The organism is Pseudoalteromonas sp. SG43-4 (assembly GCF_014164325.1).
In the GTDB taxonomy this organism is placed as follows: domain Bacteria; phylum Pseudomonadota; class Gammaproteobacteria; order Enterobacterales; family Alteromonadaceae; genus Pseudoalteromonas; species Pseudoalteromonas distincta.
Map to the genome: position 1 here is coordinate 67,142 of NZ_JACJFB010000003.1, position 20,611 is coordinate 87,752.

21 protein-coding genes are annotated in these 20,611 nt (G+C 37.4%); 15 read left to right on the forward strand and 6 right to left on the reverse strand.

The annotated features are described in order from the left end of the window. Positions 1–14 precede the first annotated feature (14 nt). From H5160_RS04145 to H5160_RS04160, 4 genes are all read left to right on the forward strand, one after another. Positions 15–296, forward strand: coding sequence for a hypothetical protein (locus H5160_RS04145; protein ID WP_004334792.1), 282 nt, complete (start codon positions 15–17; stop codon positions 294–296). Positions 297–364: 68 nt separating this feature from the next. Further along, complete coding sequence (locus H5160_RS04150) at positions 365–556, forward strand: YwbE family protein (protein WP_004334795.1); 192 nt, start codon at positions 365–367, stop codon at positions 554–556. Continuing rightward, the gene (locus tag H5160_RS04155) at positions 556–1,074 is read left to right on the forward strand and encodes a DUF4240 domain-containing protein (RefSeq protein ID WP_024597581.1); all 519 of its coding nucleotides are present in this window, start codon (positions 556–558) and stop codon (positions 1,072–1,074) included. The genes H5160_RS04150 and H5160_RS04155 overlap by 1 nt, the downstream gene beginning before the upstream one ends. A 439-nt stretch (positions 1,075–1,513) precedes the next feature. Continuing rightward, positions 1,514–1,975, forward strand: coding sequence for a hypothetical protein (locus H5160_RS04160; protein ID WP_004334802.1), 462 nt, complete (start codon positions 1,514–1,516; stop codon positions 1,973–1,975). 27 nt (positions 1,976–2,002) lie between these two features. Here the strand turns inward: H5160_RS04160 and H5160_RS04165 are convergent, their stop codons facing one another. The 3 genes from H5160_RS04165 to H5160_RS04175 form a co-directional block, all read right to left on the reverse strand. Beyond that, entirely contained in the window at positions 2,003–3,262 is a 1,260-nt protein-coding gene (locus H5160_RS04165; protein ID WP_182736838.1) for a Y-family DNA polymerase, read from the reverse strand. Further along, positions 3,250–3,663: a S24 family peptidase gene (locus H5160_RS04170; protein WP_004334808.1), complete on the reverse strand. Its 414-nt coding sequence runs from the start codon at positions 3,661–3,663 to the stop codon at positions 3,250–3,252. The genes H5160_RS04165 and H5160_RS04170 overlap by 13 nt, the downstream gene beginning before the upstream one ends. Positions 3,664–3,744: 81 nt before the next feature. Then, entirely contained in the window at positions 3,745–4,164 is a 420-nt protein-coding gene (locus tag H5160_RS04175; protein ID WP_024597583.1) for a MarR family winged helix-turn-helix transcriptional regulator, read from the reverse strand. 204 nt (positions 4,165–4,368) lie between these two features. On the opposite strand from H5160_RS04175, the gene H5160_RS04180 reads away from it, so the two are divergent. The 3 genes from H5160_RS04180 to H5160_RS04190 all read left to right on the forward strand — a co-directional run bounded on the left by H5160_RS04180 (position 4,369) and on the right by H5160_RS04190 (position 7,541). Further along, a complete protein-coding gene (locus H5160_RS04180; protein WP_024597584.1) occupies positions 4,369–5,112 on the forward strand; it encodes a siderophore-interacting protein in 744 nt (247 codons plus the stop codon). 141 nt (positions 5,113–5,253) lie between these two features. Continuing rightward, a complete protein-coding gene (locus H5160_RS04185; protein ID WP_007583209.1) occupies positions 5,254–6,243 on the forward strand; it encodes an LLM class flavin-dependent oxidoreductase in 990 nt (329 codons plus the stop codon). Between the two features lie 284 nt (positions 6,244–6,527). Further along, on the forward strand, positions 6,528–7,541 hold the full coding sequence (locus tag H5160_RS04190) for a patatin family protein (RefSeq protein ID WP_182736839.1): 1,014 nt from the start codon (positions 6,528–6,530) through the stop codon (positions 7,539–7,541). A gap of 229 nt (positions 7,542–7,770) precedes the next feature. Here H5160_RS04190 and H5160_RS04195 read toward each other — a convergent pair whose 3' ends face one another. Beyond that, the gene (locus H5160_RS04195) at positions 7,771–8,202 is read right to left on the reverse strand and encodes an Lrp/AsnC family transcriptional regulator (RefSeq protein WP_004334897.1); all 432 of its coding nucleotides are present in this window, start codon (positions 8,200–8,202) and stop codon (positions 7,771–7,773) included. Positions 8,203–8,373: 171 nt separating this feature from the next. Between H5160_RS04195 and H5160_RS04200 the strand changes: the two genes are divergently transcribed. The 5 genes from H5160_RS04200 to H5160_RS04220 all read left to right on the forward strand — a co-directional run bounded on the left by H5160_RS04200 (position 8,374) and on the right by H5160_RS04220 (position 13,721). Continuing rightward, positions 8,374–9,444: an ornithine cyclodeaminase gene (locus H5160_RS04200; protein ID WP_182736841.1), complete on the forward strand. Its 1,071-nt coding sequence runs from the start codon at positions 8,374–8,376 to the stop codon at positions 9,442–9,444. After that, positions 9,441–10,352, forward strand: coding sequence for a citrulline utilization hydrolase CtlX (gene ctlX, locus H5160_RS04205; RefSeq protein WP_182712373.1), 912 nt, complete (start codon positions 9,441–9,443; stop codon positions 10,350–10,352). Before H5160_RS04200 ends, ctlX begins: the two co-directional genes overlap by 4 nt. A gap of 121 nt (positions 10,353–10,473) precedes the next feature. Continuing rightward, entirely contained in the window at positions 10,474–11,880 is a 1,407-nt protein-coding gene (locus tag H5160_RS04210; RefSeq protein ID WP_182736843.1) for a sodium:alanine symporter family protein, read from the forward strand. 136 nt (positions 11,881–12,016) lie between these two features. Further along, on the forward strand, positions 12,017–13,051 hold the full coding sequence (locus H5160_RS04215; protein WP_182736845.1) for a patatin-like phospholipase family protein: 1,035 nt from the start codon (positions 12,017–12,019) through the stop codon (positions 13,049–13,051). Next, positions 13,044–13,721: a DUF4145 domain-containing protein gene (locus H5160_RS04220; protein WP_182736846.1), complete on the forward strand. Its 678-nt coding sequence runs from the start codon at positions 13,044–13,046 to the stop codon at positions 13,719–13,721. Before H5160_RS04215 ends, H5160_RS04220 begins: the two co-directional genes overlap by 8 nt. Positions 13,722–13,890: 169 nt before the next feature. Here the strand turns inward: H5160_RS04220 and H5160_RS04225 are convergent, their stop codons facing one another. After that, a complete protein-coding gene (locus tag H5160_RS04225) occupies positions 13,891–14,454 on the reverse strand; it encodes a YSC84-related protein (protein ID WP_024597891.1) in 564 nt (187 codons plus the stop codon). 148 nt (positions 14,455–14,602) lie between these two features. Between H5160_RS04225 and H5160_RS04230 the strand changes: the two genes are divergently transcribed. Together H5160_RS04230 and H5160_RS04235 are read left to right on the forward strand one after the other, a co-directional pair. Then, on the forward strand, positions 14,603–15,814 hold the full coding sequence (locus H5160_RS04230; RefSeq protein ID WP_182736848.1) for a tyrosine-type recombinase/integrase: 1,212 nt from the start codon (positions 14,603–14,605) through the stop codon (positions 15,812–15,814). Then, positions 15,814–17,007, forward strand: a complete 1,194-nt coding sequence (locus tag H5160_RS04235; protein WP_182736850.1) for a sodium:proton antiporter — start codon at positions 15,814–15,816, stop codon at positions 17,005–17,007. Before H5160_RS04230 ends, H5160_RS04235 begins: the two co-directional genes overlap by 1 nt. Before the next feature lie 185 nt (positions 17,008–17,192). Here H5160_RS04235 and H5160_RS04240 read toward each other — a convergent pair whose 3' ends face one another. Then, complete coding sequence (locus tag H5160_RS04240; protein WP_182736852.1) at positions 17,193–20,240, reverse strand: FAD-binding and (Fe-S)-binding domain-containing protein; 3,048 nt, start codon at positions 20,238–20,240, stop codon at positions 17,193–17,195. Positions 20,241–20,385: 145 nt separating this feature from the next. Between H5160_RS04240 and H5160_RS04245 the strand changes: the two genes are divergently transcribed. After that, positions 20,386–20,595, forward strand: a complete 210-nt coding sequence (locus H5160_RS04245) for a PGPGW domain-containing protein (RefSeq protein WP_024596520.1) — start codon at positions 20,386–20,388, stop codon at positions 20,593–20,595. Positions 20,596–20,611 lie beyond the last annotated feature (16 nt).

Consider the following 20,611-nt stretch of genomic DNA (forward strand, 5'->3'; position numbering starts at 1 on the left):
TAACCTTTATATTTATGACTAAAACTCAAAAACAGCGCGATAAGCAAATTCGCTTAGCGCTTACTAATGCATGCGAAGCAATAAAAGAAATGGTAATTGGTTTTGATTATCTAACGCATACAGTTGATTTAAATAACGAAGTAAACACGTTAAAAGTACAATGTTACTTTATTGATGAGGTAGCCCGTGAAGATGCAAAACCGCAACTTGATGAGTTAACGCAGATTATACTTAGCCAGCTAGCAGCTATTAAGTTGAACGCAAAACCAGCACACATCTCATTTTTAGCCAATTAACAGCGGTTTAGTTGGTATGACATCACATGGACGTTATAATTAGATAAATTATTTTTAGGGTTTAAATTATGGCTGTTCCTTCGCGTTCGCAAATTTCACCAGGTACCACAGTAAATATTGTATTAAAAGAAGATCAACGCAGCGGCACATTAACTGAGGGTGTGGTTGAGCGCCTTTTAACAAAATCACCAAATCACCCACACGGTATCAAAGTACGTTTAGAAGATGGTCAAGTTGGCCGAGTAAAAGAGATTTTATAATGGCAACATTAACAGAGCAGGCTTTTTGGGATTTAGTAACAACGCCTGATTTAGGGCTCGATCCGCAAAGTGTGAGCGATAACCTAAAAAACAAACTTAATGATTTAAGCGATCAGCACCTTATTGATTTTGATAAACACTTTGGCATACATATGCGTAAATGTTTTACCTGGGATTTATTTGGTGCCGCTTTTGTGATGGCTGGATGTAACGACGATTACGGTTTTAGCGAGTTTAGATGTTGGTTAATTTCGCGCGGTAAAACAGTATTTGAAAACGCTTTAGAAAATGCTGATTCGCTAGCGCAGTGTACACCTGTTTATTACTTAAATGAGCAGCCTTACCCGTATATTGATGAGTATGATTTAATAGCCGGTTTATTATTTGAAGAACGCAGCGAAGATGAATTACCGTTTATTCCATCAGGCAGCGATGAACCCAAAGGCAAACGTTTTAAAGACAAACCTAAGTTTTTAAAGCAAAGCTACCCTTTATTATTTGCAAAGTACTGGCAATAAAATAAACAGTGATTTGAGCGCTATTCAAACAATTTTATGAGTTCAATTTCCCTACAAGTAAGCGCATTGATATAAATCGTTTTGTTGTTTAAGTACGTATTAACTAAAGTACTTAACAGCAAAATGGTTTGTAATGCAGTATCTAGGATGAATCTTTGTGGATTTAAATGTGTTCAATCTAAGGGATTTATTTGTGGCACGAGGTTTGTAACCTAATGGGATCGGTAATTGCTCTTGCGTTATCTTACTGGCTTACACACATGTAAGAATCAGTAATAGTCGAGCAAAGCTCCCTTAGCTGCTCGTGTCTTAGTTCCTGAATACGACTTCTCTCCTTTTATAGTAAATCTCTGTTATAGTTGTTAAAAGTTATAAAAGCTAAGTGATTAGGCATTTTGCTATTATTTAACACGCTGACTCACGAGGATACACCCACGAAATGAAATATTTAACACTCGCTTTATTAACTGTCGCTTTTACAAGTGCAAATGCTTTTTCTGAGCCGAGTAATAAAACACGATTTATACCGCTTTTAAAGTCAAAATTGGGAGCCTACGAAGTTGTGTCGAGCAACTCAGGGTTATGCGTTAACAGCAATTTGAGTTTGACAGATGAAAGTGATTTAAGTGCTGGTTTTAAACTTGGTGAGCAAATTGTATTTGGATCGCTCCACAATGGTACCCGAACCATTAAAAAACCAAACTTTTGCTTTATAACCAGCACGCTTAAATATAAAAGTGATGGCCTTGAAAACGGCTTAAGAATGAGCCGTTGTGAAAGCCCTGCAAACGAAAAAACAATCAGTCAAAGTATCAAATTTTTAGCTGATAACACACTTAAATACACATTGAGCGAACCCAATGTAGAGTGCACATTTAAAAAAGCAGATGAGAGTAAATAAAGCATCTAGTAAGTAGTAAGTAGCAAATCATTCGCAGTATATTTTAGGGATATCGCGCCAACGCGTAGTGTACTGCGGCGACAAAAAATCACGGTTCATGTGCCACCGGTCATTTAATTTACTACTTGCAAGGCTTAGCATTCCTTTTCCGTATCGATTGTTAATTGTGTCTAAGCATTGCATAAGTTTAGGATTATCAGGGCTTTTATTAAATAAGTCATTTTGCTGAAACTGTTCTGATATTAGCTCTACCGCACCCACACCACACTTATAAAACCGTATACCGGGTTGGTAAATCTTATTAAATACCTCAGATACAGCATTAGCCATCACGCAGGTGTCGTTAGTGGGTGAGGGGAACTTATACACAAACGATTTTTTATAATATTTATTTTCGTGCGCGCCACTGGCTGCAAAAATATAAAGCTGGTGAGTGAGCGAGTGTTGCGTTCTTAGTTTATTAGCCACTGTGGTTACATGGTTAATTAGCGCTGTTTTAAGTGCTGTTGGCTCACATATGCGCTCTCCAAAACTACGGGTTGAATAAATCTCCCGCTTGTCTTGTCGCACATCATCCCAGTTTAAACATGTTATTCCGTTAAGCTCGCTTACTGTGCGTTCAACAACCACACTAAATGCACGGCGCATTGCTCTAGGATTTTGCTGAGCAAGATCCCAGGCGGTGTGTATATTCATTATTTTAAGTTTTTTAGCTAGCCGGCGGCCTATTCCCCACACATCTTCGCAGCTCATTCTTTGTAAAATAGCTTGGCGAGTTTGTTCGCTATTTATTACTGCAACACCATTAAAACCACTGAGCTTTTTAGCGGCATGGTTAGCGGCTTTTGCTAAAGTAGGGGTCGGGCCAAAACCTACACCTACAGGAAGCTTTGTTTCGCGCCATACTGTGCGCCTTATTGTATGACCGTATTCATGCCAGTCTTTAATTAATGATGTGTAGCCATCAAAGTGCAAAAACGATTCATCAATACTGTATATGTGCTGTGTATCGCAAAAGCGAGCGATGATATTCATCATTTTGTCGCTTAAATCAGCATAAAGCTCGTAATTGCTAGAGCGAATAACAACGTTGTTTTGCTCAAGTAAATGCTTAACTTTAAAGTACGGGCCAAATTTAGGAATATTTAAGCGCCGAGCAATAGGGCAAATAGCGCATACACAGCCATCGTTATTGGTAAGTACAACCACGGGTTTGGATCGAATAGCAGGGTCAAATACTTTTTCGGCGCTGGCATAAAACGACACAGCATCAACTAAGGCATACATTTTAGTAACTCTGGGCTTTGCCTGTGCATTCTTATTGATAGCGTTACTACGCCTTCGAGCTGAAACTCGTCTGCAGAGGTTAGTTGTACAGGCTTATGTAAAGAAGAAGCTGAAAGCAGCCGCGCATTGGTTTTATCAAGCAGCTTGCATACAAAAAGACCATTTAAGTTAGCAACAATAACGTCACCATTTTCTGCAGGCTCTGCACGGTCGATAACTAATAAGTCCCCTTCAAAAATTCCGACTTCTTGCATAGAGTTACCCGATGCTAGGCCAATAAAGGTAGCATTTGGGTGCTTTATTAAAAGCTCATCAAGGGTTACACCTAGCTCGGTGTACTGCGCTGCGGGCGATTCAAAACCACACACGCCTGCTTCTATATAAATGGGAATGACAAACATAACACAACCTAAAACGCATATACTGTATAAGTGTACAGTATATGCGTTTTGTGTAAGTTATGCCAAGAAATGTATAACCGATCAATCCATATTTTTGATCATTTGCTGTGCGATATCTAAAAAGTCTTTGATTTGCTGAGGTTTTAAGTTTTTACACATTTGATTATTTATTTTCTGCTCTGAGGCTAATAACTTATCAAAAAGAACTTTGCCTTGCTCTGTGAGCGACAAAATAAAGCAGCGCTTATCGTGCTCACTTGCCTGTTTATTTATTAAATTTAAGCCAATAAGATCTTTAATTAAACGTGCTATTTGCGCTTTGTCGCGCTGCGTTTTAGTAACAATATCGTTAGCCGTACAGTTATTTACGTTCGCGATAATATGTATGCAGCGTACGTGCATAGCATTTATACCAAGTTCGCCTGCGTTAATTGCTTCACGAATTGTGACGCGGTAATTTTGCATCAATTCAAATAGCGTATTTGATAAAGGTGTATTCATAAAACTCTCAATGTAGTTGACAAAGTCAATTAACTTGTTATAGTTGATTTTATCAACCAATGGGGCGTTGTGCAATGTCTGCTTTTATAGCAGCTAATTATTATACCAATCTGCTTATATATGGGGTTTATTTAATTTGTTAAATTGATCAAAGATTTATGCAAGTTGGTATTAAAGTCCAAGTTTTGTAAAACGAGGTAATGCATGGGTAAACAAATTCGCAAAGCTAACATATTAAGTACGCAGCAAATCACACCACACTTACAACGCATTGTTGTAGGCTCTGATGATTTTAACGACTTAACCTCACAGCACATTGGTAACTATGTAAAAGTACTGATCCCAAAAAATGGTGAAGTAGATTTTAACTTAAAAACAGCGTGTATGCGATCTTACACAATAAGGCATGTAGATGCACAAACAGGCGCGTTAACACTTGATTTTGTTATAAATATGCACCAAGGTCCGGCAACTGACTGGGCTAAAATTGCAAAAGTAGGTGATGAGGTAGGTATTGCAGGCCCAGGCCCTAAAAAGCTAGATAATTATGGGCATTCGCATTATGTGTTGCTAGGGGATTTAACATCGGTAAATGCAATAAAGGGGTATGCGCAGCAATTACCTTTAACTTCAAAAATTGATGCTTTTGTACATGCGCCCACTGAGCAAGACATTATTGATTTAGAAACAAGCCGCGATATTAATTGGCTTGTTACCGACAACGCTGACGAAGTGCTACTAAGCGCGCTTCAAAATTTGCACATTACAGCAGAGCCTCCCATTGTATTTATGGCATTGGAAGCTGGGCTTGTGCGTAAAGCAAAGACATTGTTAACAGAGCAATTTAATATACCACGCGGTAATATTGTTTCCTCAGGGTATTGGAAAAAAGGCGTGGATTCAGAAGGCTATAAAAAGCTGCGCCAACGTGATGCACAGCTTGCTTGAATACCTTAGAGCAAAATAACATATACCTATTTTGCTCTAATACCACTGCGTAACTTGAATTGACCTAATAGCAGACCCATTTAAGTGTTTTATGCTAATGATGTAATACATTGTTAGCATGCATTTTTAGGAGCTGCTATTTTGTTAAATTCCATTCCTTTTTCGTTATTAGAACTTGCCCCCATGATCAAAGGGGACAGCGTTACTAACACTCTTCATAAAAGTACTAAATACGCTCAACGTGCTGATGAGCTTGGCTTTAACCGTTTTTGGCTTGCTGAGCATCATAATATGCCAGGTATAATTTGTGCGGCCACTTCAATTTTGGTTGGTCACATTGCAGGTAATACCAAAAAGATACGCGTTGGGTCAGGCGGTATTATGCTGCCAAACCACTCCCCATTAGTTGTTGCTGAACAATTTGGTACATTAGAGAGCTTATATCCAGGGCGAATAGATTTAGGGCTAGGGCGTGCCCCAGGTAGCGATCCTGTAACGAGTCGTGCATTAAACAACGATATGAGCCGCGCAGAAAATTTCCCAGGTGAGGTAACTGAACTGCAAACATTGTTAGGTCCTTACAATGGTACGCATCCTATACGTGCTATACCGGGGGAGGACACAAACGTTCCGATTTGGTTATTAGGCTCGAGTTTATTTAGCGCGCAACTAGCGGCGCAAAAAGGGTTACCGTATGTATTTGCAGGGCATTTTGCACCGCGCTTTGTGCACGATGCAATAGCGTTGTATAAGCGCGAATTTAAAGCATCAAGCGTACTTGATAAGCCATACGTAATGCTTGCACTGCCTTTAGTGGCTGCAGATACCGACGATGAAGCGCAATATTTATCGACTACTTCTAAGCAACGTGTACTCGAACTTATACGCGGTAATGAGCTGTGGCTAAAACCGCCTGTTGAAAGCATGGACGGGTTGTGGAGCGAACAAGAACGCGCTCATGTAGAGAACTTTTTAAGTCTAAGCGTAGTAGGCGGACATGTAAGTATTAAACACAAGTTAGAGATGATAGCTAAACAGCTAGAAGTTGATGAGTTTATATTTACCAATGATGTATTCGATAGTGAAAAACGCCACCGTGCACTCGAAATTTTAATGGAAATAAAACACTAAAATATAGTTAGTTAAGCAAGCGTACACTCTGGGCTTGTTAAGATTATAGACATCATCAAAAGTTAAACTTTTTTAACTCATTTTATTAACTTTAAGTGATGTCTGTATTTGTTATTTAAATATTCAAAGTAAATTTGATTGCTATTTTTAGTAAATATTTTGCTTTATATACCGTTCTGTTTTTTCAATTGAACTGATTTAAACAATCAATTTTAAGATATCACTTTTGTTTTTTATAATGTAGCTATTAAACCAGACATCATAAAATTAAAGGCAGGTACACCGTGAACTCTCTAAACACCGCAACAACTAATTCAGTTAACAAAACAGCGCAGCCAAAAGTTGCTCTGATTGCTGAAGGTGGCGGGCAGCGAGGGATATTCACAGCTGGCGTACTTGATGCTTGGTTAGAGCAAAGCTATGACCCTTTTGATTTATTCATTGGTACTTCAGCGGGTTCGCAAAACTTAACTAGCTACTTAGCGCGCCAAAAAGGCTACGCTAAACGCCTGATCAGAGGGCTTTCGCGTAATAAGCGTTTTTTTCAGCTTGGTCGTGGATTAGTGGGTAAGCATATAGTTGATTTAGATTGGTACTTTGACAAAACCACTGAAGTAAACAGAGCTATAGATTTCAAAACAGCGAAAACTAGTTTAGGTGAGCGTGAACTACTTATAACAGCCACAAACGCACGAGACAGAAAAGCTTATTACTTATCGCCTACAGGTGATAGTGGTCAATGGCGTGATTTGTTAAAGGCTTCTAGCGCACTCCCGTTTTTATACAAACAAGGTGTAAAGTTAACACCTTGGTTAAACGCAAAAGCAGCGAATGAAACACATCTTATTGAAGAACAAGCACAGAGCGATTTTTATCTAGACGGCGGTTTAGCCGCTCCACTCCCCGTGCGTGAGGCTTACAACCGAGGTGCACGTAAAATTGTTGTAATAAGAACGGTTGACGCTAATTTTCAAGCGCAATCTGCATGGGTACAAAAGCTAAGAACATTTGCTATAGCATCAGGCTATTGTCCAAAAACATTGGACTACTTAATACAGCACGAGAAAGCGTATTTAGATGAGCTTGAGTTTATTGCAAATCCACCAAGTGATGTGGAAATAATACAAATTTTTGCAGACGAAAAACTGCATAGCAAATTATTAGGTAGTTCAAATAACGATTTACGTTTTGATCATAAATTAGGCTTAGCTGCAGGTCGGTCTTATTTAGCGCAGCAAAGCCAATTTGAGATCAGCAATACGCATAACTATACGCAAAGCGAATATAGTTACAATTAAACCAAATTCTTATACCTAGATTGCAAATAGTACTGCAACTTAAAATTGCAGTACTATTCTTCATTTAAATGACACCCACCTAAATTTGTATGTTTATTAACCCCTAGATTCTGGTGCTTCAATTCTTTAAAACTATAAATGGGTGTCATTCTAAATTTTTAAATTAGCTAAAATTATTGTGAACACTTAAATAATATAAATGGGTGTCATTTTAAACCTAAAAATAAACCTAAGTTGATGAGAGTAATATGCTCGTTTCACTATTTAAAATACCGTCTATTTCTCTTACTTGCCTAAGTACTCCATCAAACTCACTTAAATTCGCGGCCTGTATCTCTGCTACCAAATCCCAAGCACCATTGGTAGTGTGCAATTTTGTAAGTTCGGGTATACCACGCATAGTTTTAATAACTTGAGAAGTTGATTTACCAATCACTTCCACCATCATAATTGCACGAACGGCTTCGGTTTCTATGTGTTCATGCACTCTTATAGTAAACCCCAAAATAGCGCCTGAACTCACTAATCGATCTAATCTATTTTGCACTGTCCCGCGTGACACATTTAAAGAACTTGCTAAAGCAGAGATAGAGGCGCGACCGTCTTTTCGTAATTCAGCAATTAAAGCGTTATCAAGGGAATCGTAAATATAAGGAGTCATAAATCAAACCTTTTAGAGCATGGCCTACTAAAATACACAATTTGTATATACCTGCATAGCAAAGTGATAAAAATTAATAAAATTTGTATAACTAATTGCCATATTAAATAGCATGCGGCCTCGCTAAACTTGTTTTAAATTAACTAATACATTTATTTAAGAGGTTTCAACATGAGTCATTTTATAGCACAGCCAAAACAAGGCGTTCCGTTTGTTAGCGTTCAGGCAATGGCTAAGCTTATAAATAGCTTAGGGGTCGAAAACGTTTTGTTAGAGCTAACACATAAATTAGAAACCGACTTTGCCCGTTGGAAAGAGTTTGATAAATCACCTCGCTATGCAGCACACTCACCAGAGGGTGTAATAGAGCTAATGCCTGTGAGTGATGGCCAGATGTTCAGCTGTAAATATGTAAACGGTCACCCAAAAAACACCTTTCGAGAACTTCAAACAGTCGCTGCATTTGGTATTTTAGCCGATGTAGATAGTGGTTATCCGGTAATGATCAGCGAAATGTGCCTACTAACAGCGCTACGTACAGCGGCTACATCGGCGCTGGTGGCTAAGTATTTAGCACCAAAAAACTCAACAACACTTACATTAATTGGTAATGGGGCACAGTCTGAGTTTCAGGCACTGGCATTTAAAGCTGTATTGGGCATAACACATATTCGTTTATACGATATAGATGCAAACGCGTCTAAAAAAGCATTTACTAATTTAAGTGCTTACGGGTTAAACGTAACTATTTGTAATAGCGCACAGGAAGCTGTGCAAGGTGCGCACGTTATTACAACCTGCACTGCCGATAAAACCAATGCTACAATTTTAACAAACGACATGATCCCACAAGGTGTGCACATTAATGCCATAGGTGGCGATTGCCCAGGTAAAACAGAGTTAGATGCTAAATTACTCGAGCGCGCTAATGTATTTGTAGAGTACGAGCCACAAACTCGAATAGAGGGCGAAATACAACAAATGAGTGAAAGCTTTGTTGTAACTGAGTTTCATAAAGTCGTTAATAAGCAATCGCTTGGCCGTACTAGCCAAGACGAATTAACTATTTTTGATGGTGTAGGCTTTGCGAGCGAAGACTTTACAGCGCTTGTATTTATACGCGATGAGTTAATTAAAACGGGCGAGTTTGCTTTGCTTGATTTAATTACACAACAAGCGGACCCTCGTAATTTATTTTCAGTGCTTAGTGATCAACCATTAGTAAAAGAGCGCTTGGCATGAGCGAAGTAAACCAAGCCCCCAATGCTGTAGTGATGGTAAGGCCACATCACTTTACATCTAACCCACACACAATGCTCGATAACGCATTTCAAAGTGAATGCTTAGCACAAAATCAAAGTGAACAAGCATTTAAAGAAGTGACTAATGCCGTACAAATATTAAAAAATGAAGGGGTAACAGTTCACCTTTTTGAAGATGAGCAAACACACACTCCCGATTCAGTTTTTCCTAACAATTGGTTTTCAACTCATCAAAGTGGCCAATTAATAATCTATCCAATGTTTGTAGAAAACAGAAGGTTAGAATATCGAAAAGATATTATTGATTTTTTAACGGATCACTATAAAGTGTCTTCAGTGACTGATTATTCATTTTTATCGAAAGAAAATTCATTTCTTGAAGGCACTGGTTCACTGGTTATCGATCATCAAAATAAACTCGCTTACGCGGTAGAATCAAAAAGAACTACCAAGTCGGTGGTTAATACAATATGTGAGCAATTAAAACTATCACCCATAGTGTTTAACGCATATGACGAGCAAGGAACTGCGGTTTATCACACTAATGTTTTAATGTGTATTGCTACAAAATTTGTAATGATCAGTTTAAATATGGTGCCAATTGAACAACGTGCACAGTTAGCTAAACATTTTTTGAAAAGCCATCATCAAGTTATCGATTTAACGCTTGAGCAAATTAATAACTTTTGTGGCAATGCTATTGAACTACAAGGTAAAAATGGTCGTATTTTAGCCTTATCGCAAACTGCGTTTAATGCACTTACACCGGCACAAATAACAGTTATACAAAAAACGGCTAAGCTTGTGCCATTACCTATACCTACTATTGAGTCGGCTGGTGGCTCAGTTAGGTGCATGATTGCAGGAGTTCATTTGCAAAATAAATAATGTATAGTTTTAAGGCAGCTTAGCTGCCTTATTTACATTAAATTTTTAGTCGATGTCGCAAGCAAAAGCCGTTATACCCAAAAAAGGGTATTAATATAAAAAATATAAGAAGGAATTAGCAATGTTCGATACCGTCGTCAAAAGCGTAAACAACCTTTTGTGGGGAGAAGGCCAGGTACTTATTTATATACTCTTGTTTACGGGGGTATGGTTTTCAGTACGACTAAAAGCAATTCAAATACTTAAATTTAAACATATGTTTAGCCTTTTAAAAGGCAGTAGCAAATGTAAAAAAGACGACATTTCATCATTTCAAGCGTTGTGTACAGGGCTTTGTGCACGGGTAGGTACCGGTAATTTAGCCGGTGTGGCGGTTGCAATTTCACTTGGCGGCAGCGGCGCTATATTTTGGATGTGGGTAATAGCCATATTGGGTATGGCTACAGGCTTTGCCGAAAGTGTACTTGGGCAAGTATATAAAGTGCGCGATAGTGGCGGCGAGTTTAGAGGGGGCCCTGCGTATTATATTCAACAAGGTTTGGGTAGCCGGGCGTTTGCAATTGTGTTTGCTGCGTGTTTGTTTTTAGGTTACGGCTTTACGTTTAGCGCAATGCAAACGAACACAATTACCGACGCACTTAATTACGCGTTTGAAGTTCCTACATTTTATTCAGGCCTGGTTATTACCGTGCTAGCCGGCTCAATTATACTCGGTGGCTTTAAAGCAATTGCCCGGTTTGCAGAGCGTGTTGTGCCAATAATGGGCATTGTGTTTGTACTTGCTGCGGTAATTATTACGATTATAAATTTCCCGCAAGTACCCGCCATGCTTAAAGATATATTTTTATCAGCGTTTGGTTTACAAGAAGCAGGCGCCGGTGCAATGGGCGCTGCCATTAAAAACGGTATTCAACGTGGTTTATATTCTAATGAGGCCGGTGCAGGTAGTGTGCCGCATGCTTCAGCAAGTGCCAGCCCAATACCTAATCACCCTGTAACGCAAGGTTACATACAAATGCTAGGCGTATTTTTCGATACAATCGTACTGTGTAGCTGTACCGCGGTGATCATTTTATTAGCCGATATAGACATTAGCGGCGAAATGGAAGGCATTCGTTTAACACAAAGCGCGATGACTGCTCACTTAGCACAAGGTGGTGTTTACTTTGTAGCAGCCGCTATTACCTTATTTGCTTTTACATCGGTAGTGGCAAACTACGCCTATGCAGAGAGCAACTTGCACTTATTTAAGCTCGACAACAAAGTAGGGCGCGGCATTTACACTTTGCTTTATTTATTAATGATGTTGTGGGGCGCGTCGGCCACATTAAAAGAAGTCTGGGATTTAGCCGATATTGCTTTAGGGTTAATGACAGTGGTTAACGTTATCGCTATTATACTGTTAACGCCGACTATTTTGTCTGTTACGAGCGATTACCACGCACAAAGAGACAAAGGTCTAGAGCCCGAATTTAAAGTAAAAGATGTAAAAGTACAGGGCAAATGCGAAGACGGCATTTGGGACTAATTCACGTATTTTAAGCACACTTAACTATAAAAAGCGGTTTTATGGCAACATAAAATCGCTTTTTTTTGCATAAATATTCACTTTCAGTGTTGTGTAAATAACAGAAGCAACCAAAATAAAAGGCACAATTTTTTAGATGATCGAGATTCACGCAGGGAAAACAGCGGCTAAAATTATTAACGAACAGGGCTTTAAACCTGAACTTTTCACCTCTTTTTTAGGCGCAAGTGGTGGGCCAAAGTGGTTTACATTATTTGGGTTGGATAAGTATATTTTTGGTGAATTTTTTAAAAACCGCACCCAACCACTTAATTTAATTGGCTCATCTGCTGGCGCTTTTCGCTCTGCGTGTTTTGCACAAAACGATCCCGTTGCTGCCATTGAGCGCTTAGCAAAATCGTATTCGCAAACTAGGTACTCAAGTAATAAACCAACACCAAGTGAAATAACAATAAAAGCGCGCGCATTACTTGAAGATGTTTTTGGCGATAACGGCGTAACCGAAATTATAAATAACCCAATATTTAAAGCGCACTTTATAGTAGCAAAATCGAATGGCTTTATTGCCAGCGAAAATAAACTTATACAACTTATTGGCTTGTCAAAAAGTTACATGCTTAACCGCGTTAACCGAAAATTATTAGGCTCGCAGTATGAGCGTTTTATATTTGGCCCAGCAACAAGTGACTTATCAATTACCGACACCTACAATTTTAAAACGCAAAGCATAGCGCTTACTCAAAATAATTTAAAAGACGCGTTACTTGCATCGGGTTCAATACCACTTGTTATGCAAGGCATAAAAAATATTGCAGGCTCGCCGCAAGGAATATATCGCGATGGCGGAATAATTGATTACCACTTTGATTTAAAAATTAATAACCCAGGACTTATTTTATATCCGCATTTTAATTCAGAGCCAAAAGCAGGGTGGTTCGATAAAAATTTAAAACGTAAAGTATCACCACTTAATTACGACAACGTAGTAATGATCACCCCATCAAAAGAATTTGTAGCAAGCTTGCCTTACGGGAAAATTCCAGACAGAAACGACTTTACTGATCTTGATGCAGATACACGCATTAAATATTGGAATACTGTTTTTAGTGAAACTGAGAAATTAGCCGAAGCATTTGATCGTAATTTGAAAAAGGAGAAATATAATGCATAAAACGTTTAAGCTAGATAACGGTATCACGGTTGATATAGATAAAGCTCCAGATATATGTCCTATTTGTAATCAAGCACAATTACCGGCTAATATTTTTGCAAAACTAACTGGCGATGTTGAAAATAACAAAACGAAGTTAGAGCTTGCTATGGAATGTATGAACCTTAACTGCGCACGATTATATATTAGTCGTTATAGTAAAACTCGTAGTACATACAATCATAATTTCAAATTTGATCAATCAATACCAGAGACTTTCAATGCTCCTAATATTTCCCGGGAAATAATAAATACCTCTGAATCATTTGAAAAAATATTCATTCAAGCAAGTGAAGCTGAATCAAGACAACTAGATGAATTGGCAGGTATTGGTTATAGAAAAGCACTTGAATATTTAATTAAAGACTATTGCATTAGTATAAAACCTGAAAAGGAAGAAGATATCAAATCAAATCAATTAAGCCGTGTTATAAATAACTATGTAACAGATGAGAATCTAAAAAATTGTGCAAATAGAGCTGTATGGCTTGGTAATGATGAAACTCATTATATTAGAAAGTGGGAAAACCACGACCTTAAAGATTTAAAAATCTTAATTCAATTAACTTGTACATGGATACAAAGCTCAATATTAACAAAAAAATATATGGATGAAATGGATCGTAATTAGATCAGTATTAATGGCAGTCTATAAAATGTAAATTAAAAATCAAACAGTATGGTTCTTATATTCAGAATGCTTCAATGCCCATAAATTACGTTATGTTAAATTGCGTGGGTTTTAATAAAGCGAGCGTGATTGTACAAACCAGCTCGCTTTTAGGAGAGTAATTTGGTGGTTAATTAAGCTCTGAATCAACCCAAAACTTAGTACCTTTTAATACAGCTTGTAGTGCAAGGCCATTTTCGGTTACAGAATATACAGTCACTTGATCTGCAATCGCTTCGGCAACCAGTGCACCGCCTTTATCTTCATATTTTGCTGCTGCATCAGCGTTTCCGCCAAAAGCCCAACCATGTTCAATAAATCTATTTAGTGCAGCTTGATTATGAAAAACCATTACAACGTTAAAATCTTTAACCCCTAAACCAAGTCCTAAACCGGCTTCACCCATATTCATGTAAGTCGATTTACCAGTAAGGTTATTTTTAACTACGCCGTAACCGCCACCAAAACTAGCTAAAACAACATTTACGTTAGCGTTATCAAAAACGGCGAAACCAGCAGAATTAGCAATTTGTTTTTTAACATCAGGTTTTTCAGCGTATAATTTATCTAACGTGTTTGCTTTCATACTTTGTACAAGTGAACGTTTTTCGCTTGGTGATGCACTACCCGTAGTCGCACAACCAGTTAACGCAACAGTTAAAGCAAGTACGCTTAGTATAATTAGTTTTTTCATAACTTTTCCTTAATAAGATATAGCAACCAACAACCATAGAATAATTACAGTGTTAAAATAATTAGAGCTTTACTATGTCCAATACTAGACAGTATCGGACTTTAACGTTATTCTGTAAGTCTATTATTTAATTGAATATTAATACATTATGCTTGTTGCTTTGGTTGATACGTTAAAACAATTAAGATATCAAATTGCCCATCTAGATGACGGTACTCTAAATTCAGAATACCCAGAACTTGCATCCTTTATACAGGAAGTTGGCTTGACTGTAACTGAATCAAAAGCCGATCTGACATTCTTATATCAGTTTTTATATGTTTATGGCAGAAAATCAGAAGCTACTTATAGCCGTTTTCGAAATGAACTTGAACGCTTTTATTTATGGTCGTGGTTAATAGCAGAAAAATCAGTATTCGATTTAAAGCGTGAAGATATTGAAGCTTACGTTGATTTTATGGTTGAACCTGATAAAGAATGGGCTGCAACTTCAGTGCAATGGCGTTATAAAGATGAGCAAGGAGTTCGTAGATTAAATCAAAATTGGCGCCCTTTTATGCTAAAAGAATCGACTGCCAGCCAACAAACTTTATCGTCTATGTTTACTGCTCTAAATGTATTTTATAAGTTTGCCTTACTAGAAGAAAAAACATTTGCTAACTTTGTCCCTGTTGTTAAAAAAAATAGTCCGTACTTAGTTGTTCAATCACAAATTCAAATTCCAGACACATTAAGCGATATTCAATGGGAATACGTTTTTGGTGTAACGCGTGATTTATGCGAACATAACCCTGATTTAGAGCGAAACTTATTTACGCTTGCCTGCTTAAAAGGTCTTTATTTACGAATTTCAGAATTATCTGAGCGCCCACAATGGTCGCCGGTGATGTCTCATTTTTGGCAAGATAATGATGGCTTTTGGTTTTTACGTATAATGGGAAAAGGTAATAAATTACGAGATGTAACCTTAAGCGATGATTTTGTTGAATATTTAAAACGTTATAGACTATACAGAGGTTTACCTGCCCTTCCCCGTGTTGATGAATCTGAGCCGTTAGTTCATAAAATTCGCGGTCAAGGTGGTATGACCGTAAGGCAAATTAGGCGTTTAGTTCAACAAAGTTTTGATTATGCTCAGCAATCATTACTTGATGATGGTTTTAAAGATGACGCTGAACAACTTGGCGCTGCAACTGCACATTGGCTTCGTCATACTGGCGCTACACATGATGCGCAAACCAGACCGCTTAAACATTTATCAGAAGATTTAGGTCATTCTAAAATTGCGACTACCGATCAAATTTATATTCAAACAAATATTAAAGAGCGAGCAAAATCAGGACTTAAAAGGAAAATTTAATGGAGTATTTAGTAATAGCATTTATAGGCGGACTATTTTTAATTTATTCTTTAACACTTCGCCAGTTAGAAAAAACAGAAGTAACAGGTCCAATGTTTTTTGTTGTCGGCGGAATATGTTTAGCTTTTATGCTACCCAACGAAGGGGATAAAATAAAAGAAGGCGTTGATCTTTTATTACCATTTATAGAGCTTACGCTAAGTATATTTTTATTTTCTGATGCAGCTAAATCAAAGTTAAGTGTATTAAGGCATAGTTTTCAGTATCCTAGTTTACTGTTGTTTGTTGCCCTACCCTTAACTTTATTACTCGGTATTGCTGTTGCTTTATTTTTCTTTGCTGAGCTTTCACTTATTCAAGCGGCGTTGCTCGCAATTATTTTAACGCCTACCGATGCGGCATTAAGTAAAGGGTTACTAGCAAGTACACAAGTGCCTGAAAAAATACGTGAAGGGATAAATACTGAAAGTGGTTTGAACGATGGATTATGCGTACCCATATTTTTAATATTTATATTACTCGCTAAAAATCCTGATTCAGCTATTACCGCAACACAAACATTAAGTGTGTTTGGCCGAGAGCTTGGCCTGGCTTTATTAATAGCTATTACAAGTATCGCTGTTTTTATACCGAGTTTAAACTTTGCAATGAAACGTCATTACTTTGCACAAAATACCAGTCCATTTTTATTACTCGGTTTTGCTATGGCTGTGTTTTCTGTCACTCAGTATTTTCACGGCAGTGGATTTATTGCGGTGTTTATTGCAGGCTTATTATTTGATAAATTTTCGACTGAAGAAGTTAGAATAGAATTAATTGAAGACTCAGAGCATATCGCAGATTTCACATCGCTAATGATTTGGTGCTTGTTCGGGTTTGTTTGTGCTTACTTAGTTATTCCGAAATTAAATACTGAAATTATAATTTACGCTTTGTTAAGTACAACATTGATTAGAATAATTCCAGTTATGTTGTCACTGCAGTTTACGGCATTGAATATGAAAGAGCGTTTTACATTTGCGTGGTTTGGGCCAAGAGGTTTAGCATCGATTGTTTTTACATTGATGGTGATTGATACGCAAATAGAAAACAAATATCAAATTGCGACAATAGCAATGACGACTATTTTGTTTAGTGTATTTATACACGGCATTAGCACTAAACCTATAGCAGATAGTTTTGCCAAAAAATAACTAGGTAAAGTAAGCAATTAAGAATACTGATTAAAAAAAGGCGTAACGGTTACTTTCATCACTGATGAGGTTAATCGTTGCGCCTTTTTGTATTTAATAAATAATCTACAAAATTTGTATTTAGATAAAACTATTTAAGTACTCTTATATAAGTGATCTTATTTAAGCACTCTTATTTTATAAAGTTATTTAAGAACCTGTGCGAGTAATTCAATTGGGTGTTTTGGTTTAAACTTTTCAAAACGTTTTACTTGGCTACGACAAGAAAAGCCCGTAGATAAAAGTTGTTCTGGTTTATTTTTATCTACAATTGGTTTCCAACTCATTTCGTAAAGTGCACGTGAGTTATCTTGATTTTGTGCTTCGTGGCCATAAGTCCCCGCCATTCCACAGCAACCCGTATTTGTTGTTTTTAATGTTAAACCAATATCACTGAAAATTGTTTGCCAAACATTTGCCGCTTTTGGCAGTGCAGTTGTTTCAGTACAGTGACTCAGTAATGTAAATTCGGTATCTGTATTTTGCTTTGCGTTTAGTGATTTAAACGATTGTGTTTCTAACCATTCATGGGCAAGTTGCACATTAAATTCACCACGGTTATTTTCTAAAATTGTATTATATTCATCGCGGTAGCACATAACGAGTGACGCATCTAAACCGACTAACGGTGCATTGATATCATTTAATTTATTTAAAAACTCAGCTGCATTTTTAGCTGTAACTTTAAATTCATGCAAAAAACCTTTTACGTGTTGCGGTTTACCATTTGGTTTAAAAGGTAATAGCATTGGTTTTTTGCCAAGTTGGGTTATTAAAGTAATAAAACTTTCTACTAGTTCGGCTTCGTAAAAGCTCGTAAATGGGTCTTGTACTATTAATACATATTCACTTTGTTGCTCTGCATTTAATTTATTTAATAAATCAAAATCAAACTTTTGTGTTTTAGTAACACGCTTTGAAAGTGCAGGAATACTTAACTGTGGTGTATCAACATAGCCAACTGTTTTTTTAATAACATTGCTTACTAATGATGTTTTAACAACTGGGTTTATAACTTTTGCAAACTTTGCCATTAATGGCGCGCTGTTTTCTATGTTACCAACAAGGTAATCTTTTAGCGGACGCGCATAATAACTATGATAATAATTTAAAAAGCGCGAACGAAAAGTAGGAACATCTACTTTAATTGGGCAAGCAGTTGTACATGCTTTACATGCTAAACATTCATCCATTGACGCTTTTACCTCGTGAGAAAAATCGTAAATACCTTTTCGTTTTTTGCGGCTGTGAACGAAACGTTCCCACCAGGTGATTACTTCACCTTTGTTAAGCTGCTTTTCTACTTCGAGTAAATCTACATTTTTTGACTCTTGTAAACGAAGCCATTCGCGCATTAAACTTGCGCGTCCTTTTGGTGAATTACGACGATCGCCAGTTACTTTATACGATGGACACATAGGTGAATTTTCATCGTAATTAAAGCATATGCCATTACCATTACAGGTCATTGCATTGTTAAAACTGGTTTTAACTTCTATTGATATTTGCTTATCGAAGTGTGATCTCTTTTGTCCATCAACACTAACTAGTGAGTCTTCACTATCGATAGGAGTGCATATTTTACCGGGGTTAATACGGTTGTTAGGATCGAAAGCTGTTTTTATTTTACGAAGTTGCGTATATAAATGCTCACCAAAAAATTCAGGACTATATTCACTTCGGTAACCTTTACCGTGTTCGCCCCACATTAAACCGCCGTACTTAGCGGTTAGTTTTACTACCTGATCTGAAATAGTTCTAAGTAGTTTTTCTTGTTCTGGGTCGCACATATCAAGTGCTGGGCGTACGTGTAAAACGCCTGCATCAACATGGCCAAACATACCATATTGTAAATTATGGCTGTCGAGTAATGCTCTAAATTCGACAATATAATCTGCTAAATTTTCAGGGGGTACAGCGGTATCTTCTGCAAAGGCGAGTGGTTTTTGGCTACCTTTTACATTTCCTAATAAACCCACTGACTTTTTACGCATTGCGTAAATTTTTAGTATATCGCTTTTATCACTGGTTAACTGATAACCAATAACGCCATTAGTTTGATTTGCTACGCATTCATCTAGAAGCTTACAAAGCGTGTCTACTTTGTCTTTTATATCATCGTTTGATACTGCATTAAACTCGACCATGTTAAGGCCTTGCATATCTTTATTTGGTACGTCGGTTATTAAGTCCGATACTAAATTCCAAATAATGTCTTCACGCGCTAAGTTTAAAACTTTGCTATCTACGGTTTCTACCGATGTTGCGCGTGCATCAACTAAAAACGGTGAATGACGAAGTGCTGAGTCAAAGCTATCGTACTTGATATTAATAAGCGTTTTGAATTCCGCAATAGGCGTTAGGTTTAATTTAGCTTCTGTTACTATACCTAATGAGCCTTCTGAACCCGTTATTAAGCGGCTCATATCAAAAGTTAGTAAGTCATCACTTAGCACATGCTCTAGGTCGTAGCCGGTTAAAAACCTATTTAACCGTGGAAACTTAGCTAAAATAGCAGCGCGTTCATTAACTGAAATATCTAAAACTGTTTTATATAAACTACCAATTAGAGAGTCTTGCTCGGCTATAATTTTTGCTTTGTCGATGTCTATTGGTGAGGTACACATAGGTGTACCATCGACTAAATAAGTTGTAAGCCCTAAAACATGATCGCTTGTTTTTCCGTAAACTAACGAACCTTGCCCCGATGCGTCAGTACTTATCATGCCACCAATAGTTGCCCTGTTACTAGTAGATAAATCGGGTGAGAAGAAAAAACCATAAGGTTTTAAAAAGTCATTAAGTTGATCTTTTATTACGCCAGTTTGAACGCGTACCCAGCCTTCTTCTACATTTATTTCGAGGATTTCGCGCATATAGCGAGACAAATCTACAACAATACCTGGTGTTAACGATTGACCGTTAGTACCTGTTCCGCCACCACGAGGGCCAAAAGTTAATGATAAAAATGGGTCGCGAGATGCAGTTTGCAGTGCGAGTTGAATATCTTTTTCATTTTTTGGAAAAATAACACCTTGGGGTATTTCCTGATACACACTGTTATCGGTTGAAGCAGTAATACGCGTTGCATAACTTGCATCGGTATCTCCACTAAAACCTTGGCTTGCAATGGTATTTAGGTAATTTGCGACAAGTTCTGTCGCGGCATCTTGCTGTGTAATTGTTGCTATCATGACGGCGATATTTTAGGGCATTTGACTAATTATATCATGGTGATGGCGAATAGAAATTGAAGATTTTACAGTTTGTAACACTCTTTTAGTCGATTTTAATGCAGCTTAAATTATACTCAAGTTAACGAGTAATGAGGTGTGTTATATGAAAAAATTACTATTACAGATCAGTGGCGTGCTATTTATTTTACTAGGGTTATTTTTTGCGGTTGTACCAGGACCATCACTTATATTTTTTATGGCGGGTTTATTGTGTTTTTCGTTTTATTACCCTAAAGCGCGACATTACTTATCACTTTGCCAAAAGGCGTTAACTAAATCATGTGCTTATTTAGATAAAAAATTAGCCCGTTAATTTAACTTTTAATTGG

Bases quoted from the DNA above. Each gene is read 5' to 3' on its own strand.
- H5160_RS04210 (WP_182736843.1), top strand. From the start codon at position 10,474: ATGTTCGATACCGTCGTCAAAAGCGTAAACAACCTTTTGTGGGGAGAA.
- H5160_RS04195 (WP_004334897.1), bottom strand. From the start codon at position 8,202: ATGACTCCTTATATTTACGATTCCCTTGATAACGCTTTAATTGCTGAA.
- H5160_RS04240 (WP_182736852.1), bottom strand. From the start codon at position 20,240: ATGATAGCAACAATTACACAGCAAGATGCCGCGACAGAACTTGTCGCA.
- H5160_RS04165 (WP_182736838.1), bottom strand. From the start codon at position 3,262: ATGTATGCCTTAGTTGATGCTGTGTCGTTTTATGCCAGCGCCGAAAAA.
- H5160_RS04245 (WP_024596520.1), top strand. From the start codon at position 20,386: ATGAAAAAATTACTATTACAGATCAGTGGCGTGCTATTTATTTTACTA.
- H5160_RS04230 (WP_182736848.1), top strand. From the start codon at position 14,603: ATGCTTGTTGCTTTGGTTGATACGTTAAAACAATTAAGATATCAAATT.
- H5160_RS04200 (WP_182736841.1), top strand. From the start codon at position 8,374: ATGAGTCATTTTATAGCACAGCCAAAACAAGGCGTTCCGTTTGTTAGC.
- H5160_RS04170 (WP_004334808.1), bottom strand. From the start codon at position 3,663: ATGTTTGTCATTCCCATTTATATAGAAGCAGGCGTGTGTGGTTTTGAA.
- H5160_RS04155 (WP_024597581.1), top strand. From the start codon at position 556: ATGGCAACATTAACAGAGCAGGCTTTTTGGGATTTAGTAACAACGCCT.
- ctlX (WP_182712373.1), top strand. From the start codon at position 9,441: ATGAGCGAAGTAAACCAAGCCCCCAATGCTGTAGTGATGGTAAGGCCA.
- H5160_RS04160 (WP_004334802.1), top strand. From the start codon at position 1,514: ATGAAATATTTAACACTCGCTTTATTAACTGTCGCTTTTACAAGTGCA.
- H5160_RS04215 (WP_182736845.1), top strand. From the start codon at position 12,017: ATGATCGAGATTCACGCAGGGAAAACAGCGGCTAAAATTATTAACGAA.
- H5160_RS04145 (WP_004334792.1), top strand. From the start codon at position 15: ATGACTAAAACTCAAAAACAGCGCGATAAGCAAATTCGCTTAGCGCTT.
- H5160_RS04235 (WP_182736850.1), top strand. From the start codon at position 15,814: ATGGAGTATTTAGTAATAGCATTTATAGGCGGACTATTTTTAATTTAT.
- H5160_RS04225 (WP_024597891.1), bottom strand. From the start codon at position 14,454: ATGAAAAAACTAATTATACTAAGCGTACTTGCTTTAACTGTTGCGTTA.
- H5160_RS04175 (WP_024597583.1), bottom strand. From the start codon at position 4,164: ATGAATACACCTTTATCAAATACGCTATTTGAATTGATGCAAAATTAC.
- H5160_RS04180 (WP_024597584.1), top strand. From the start codon at position 4,369: ATGGGTAAACAAATTCGCAAAGCTAACATATTAAGTACGCAGCAAATC.
- H5160_RS04220 (WP_182736846.1), top strand. From the start codon at position 13,044: ATGCATAAAACGTTTAAGCTAGATAACGGTATCACGGTTGATATAGAT.
- H5160_RS04150 (WP_004334795.1), top strand. From the start codon at position 365: ATGGCTGTTCCTTCGCGTTCGCAAATTTCACCAGGTACCACAGTAAAT.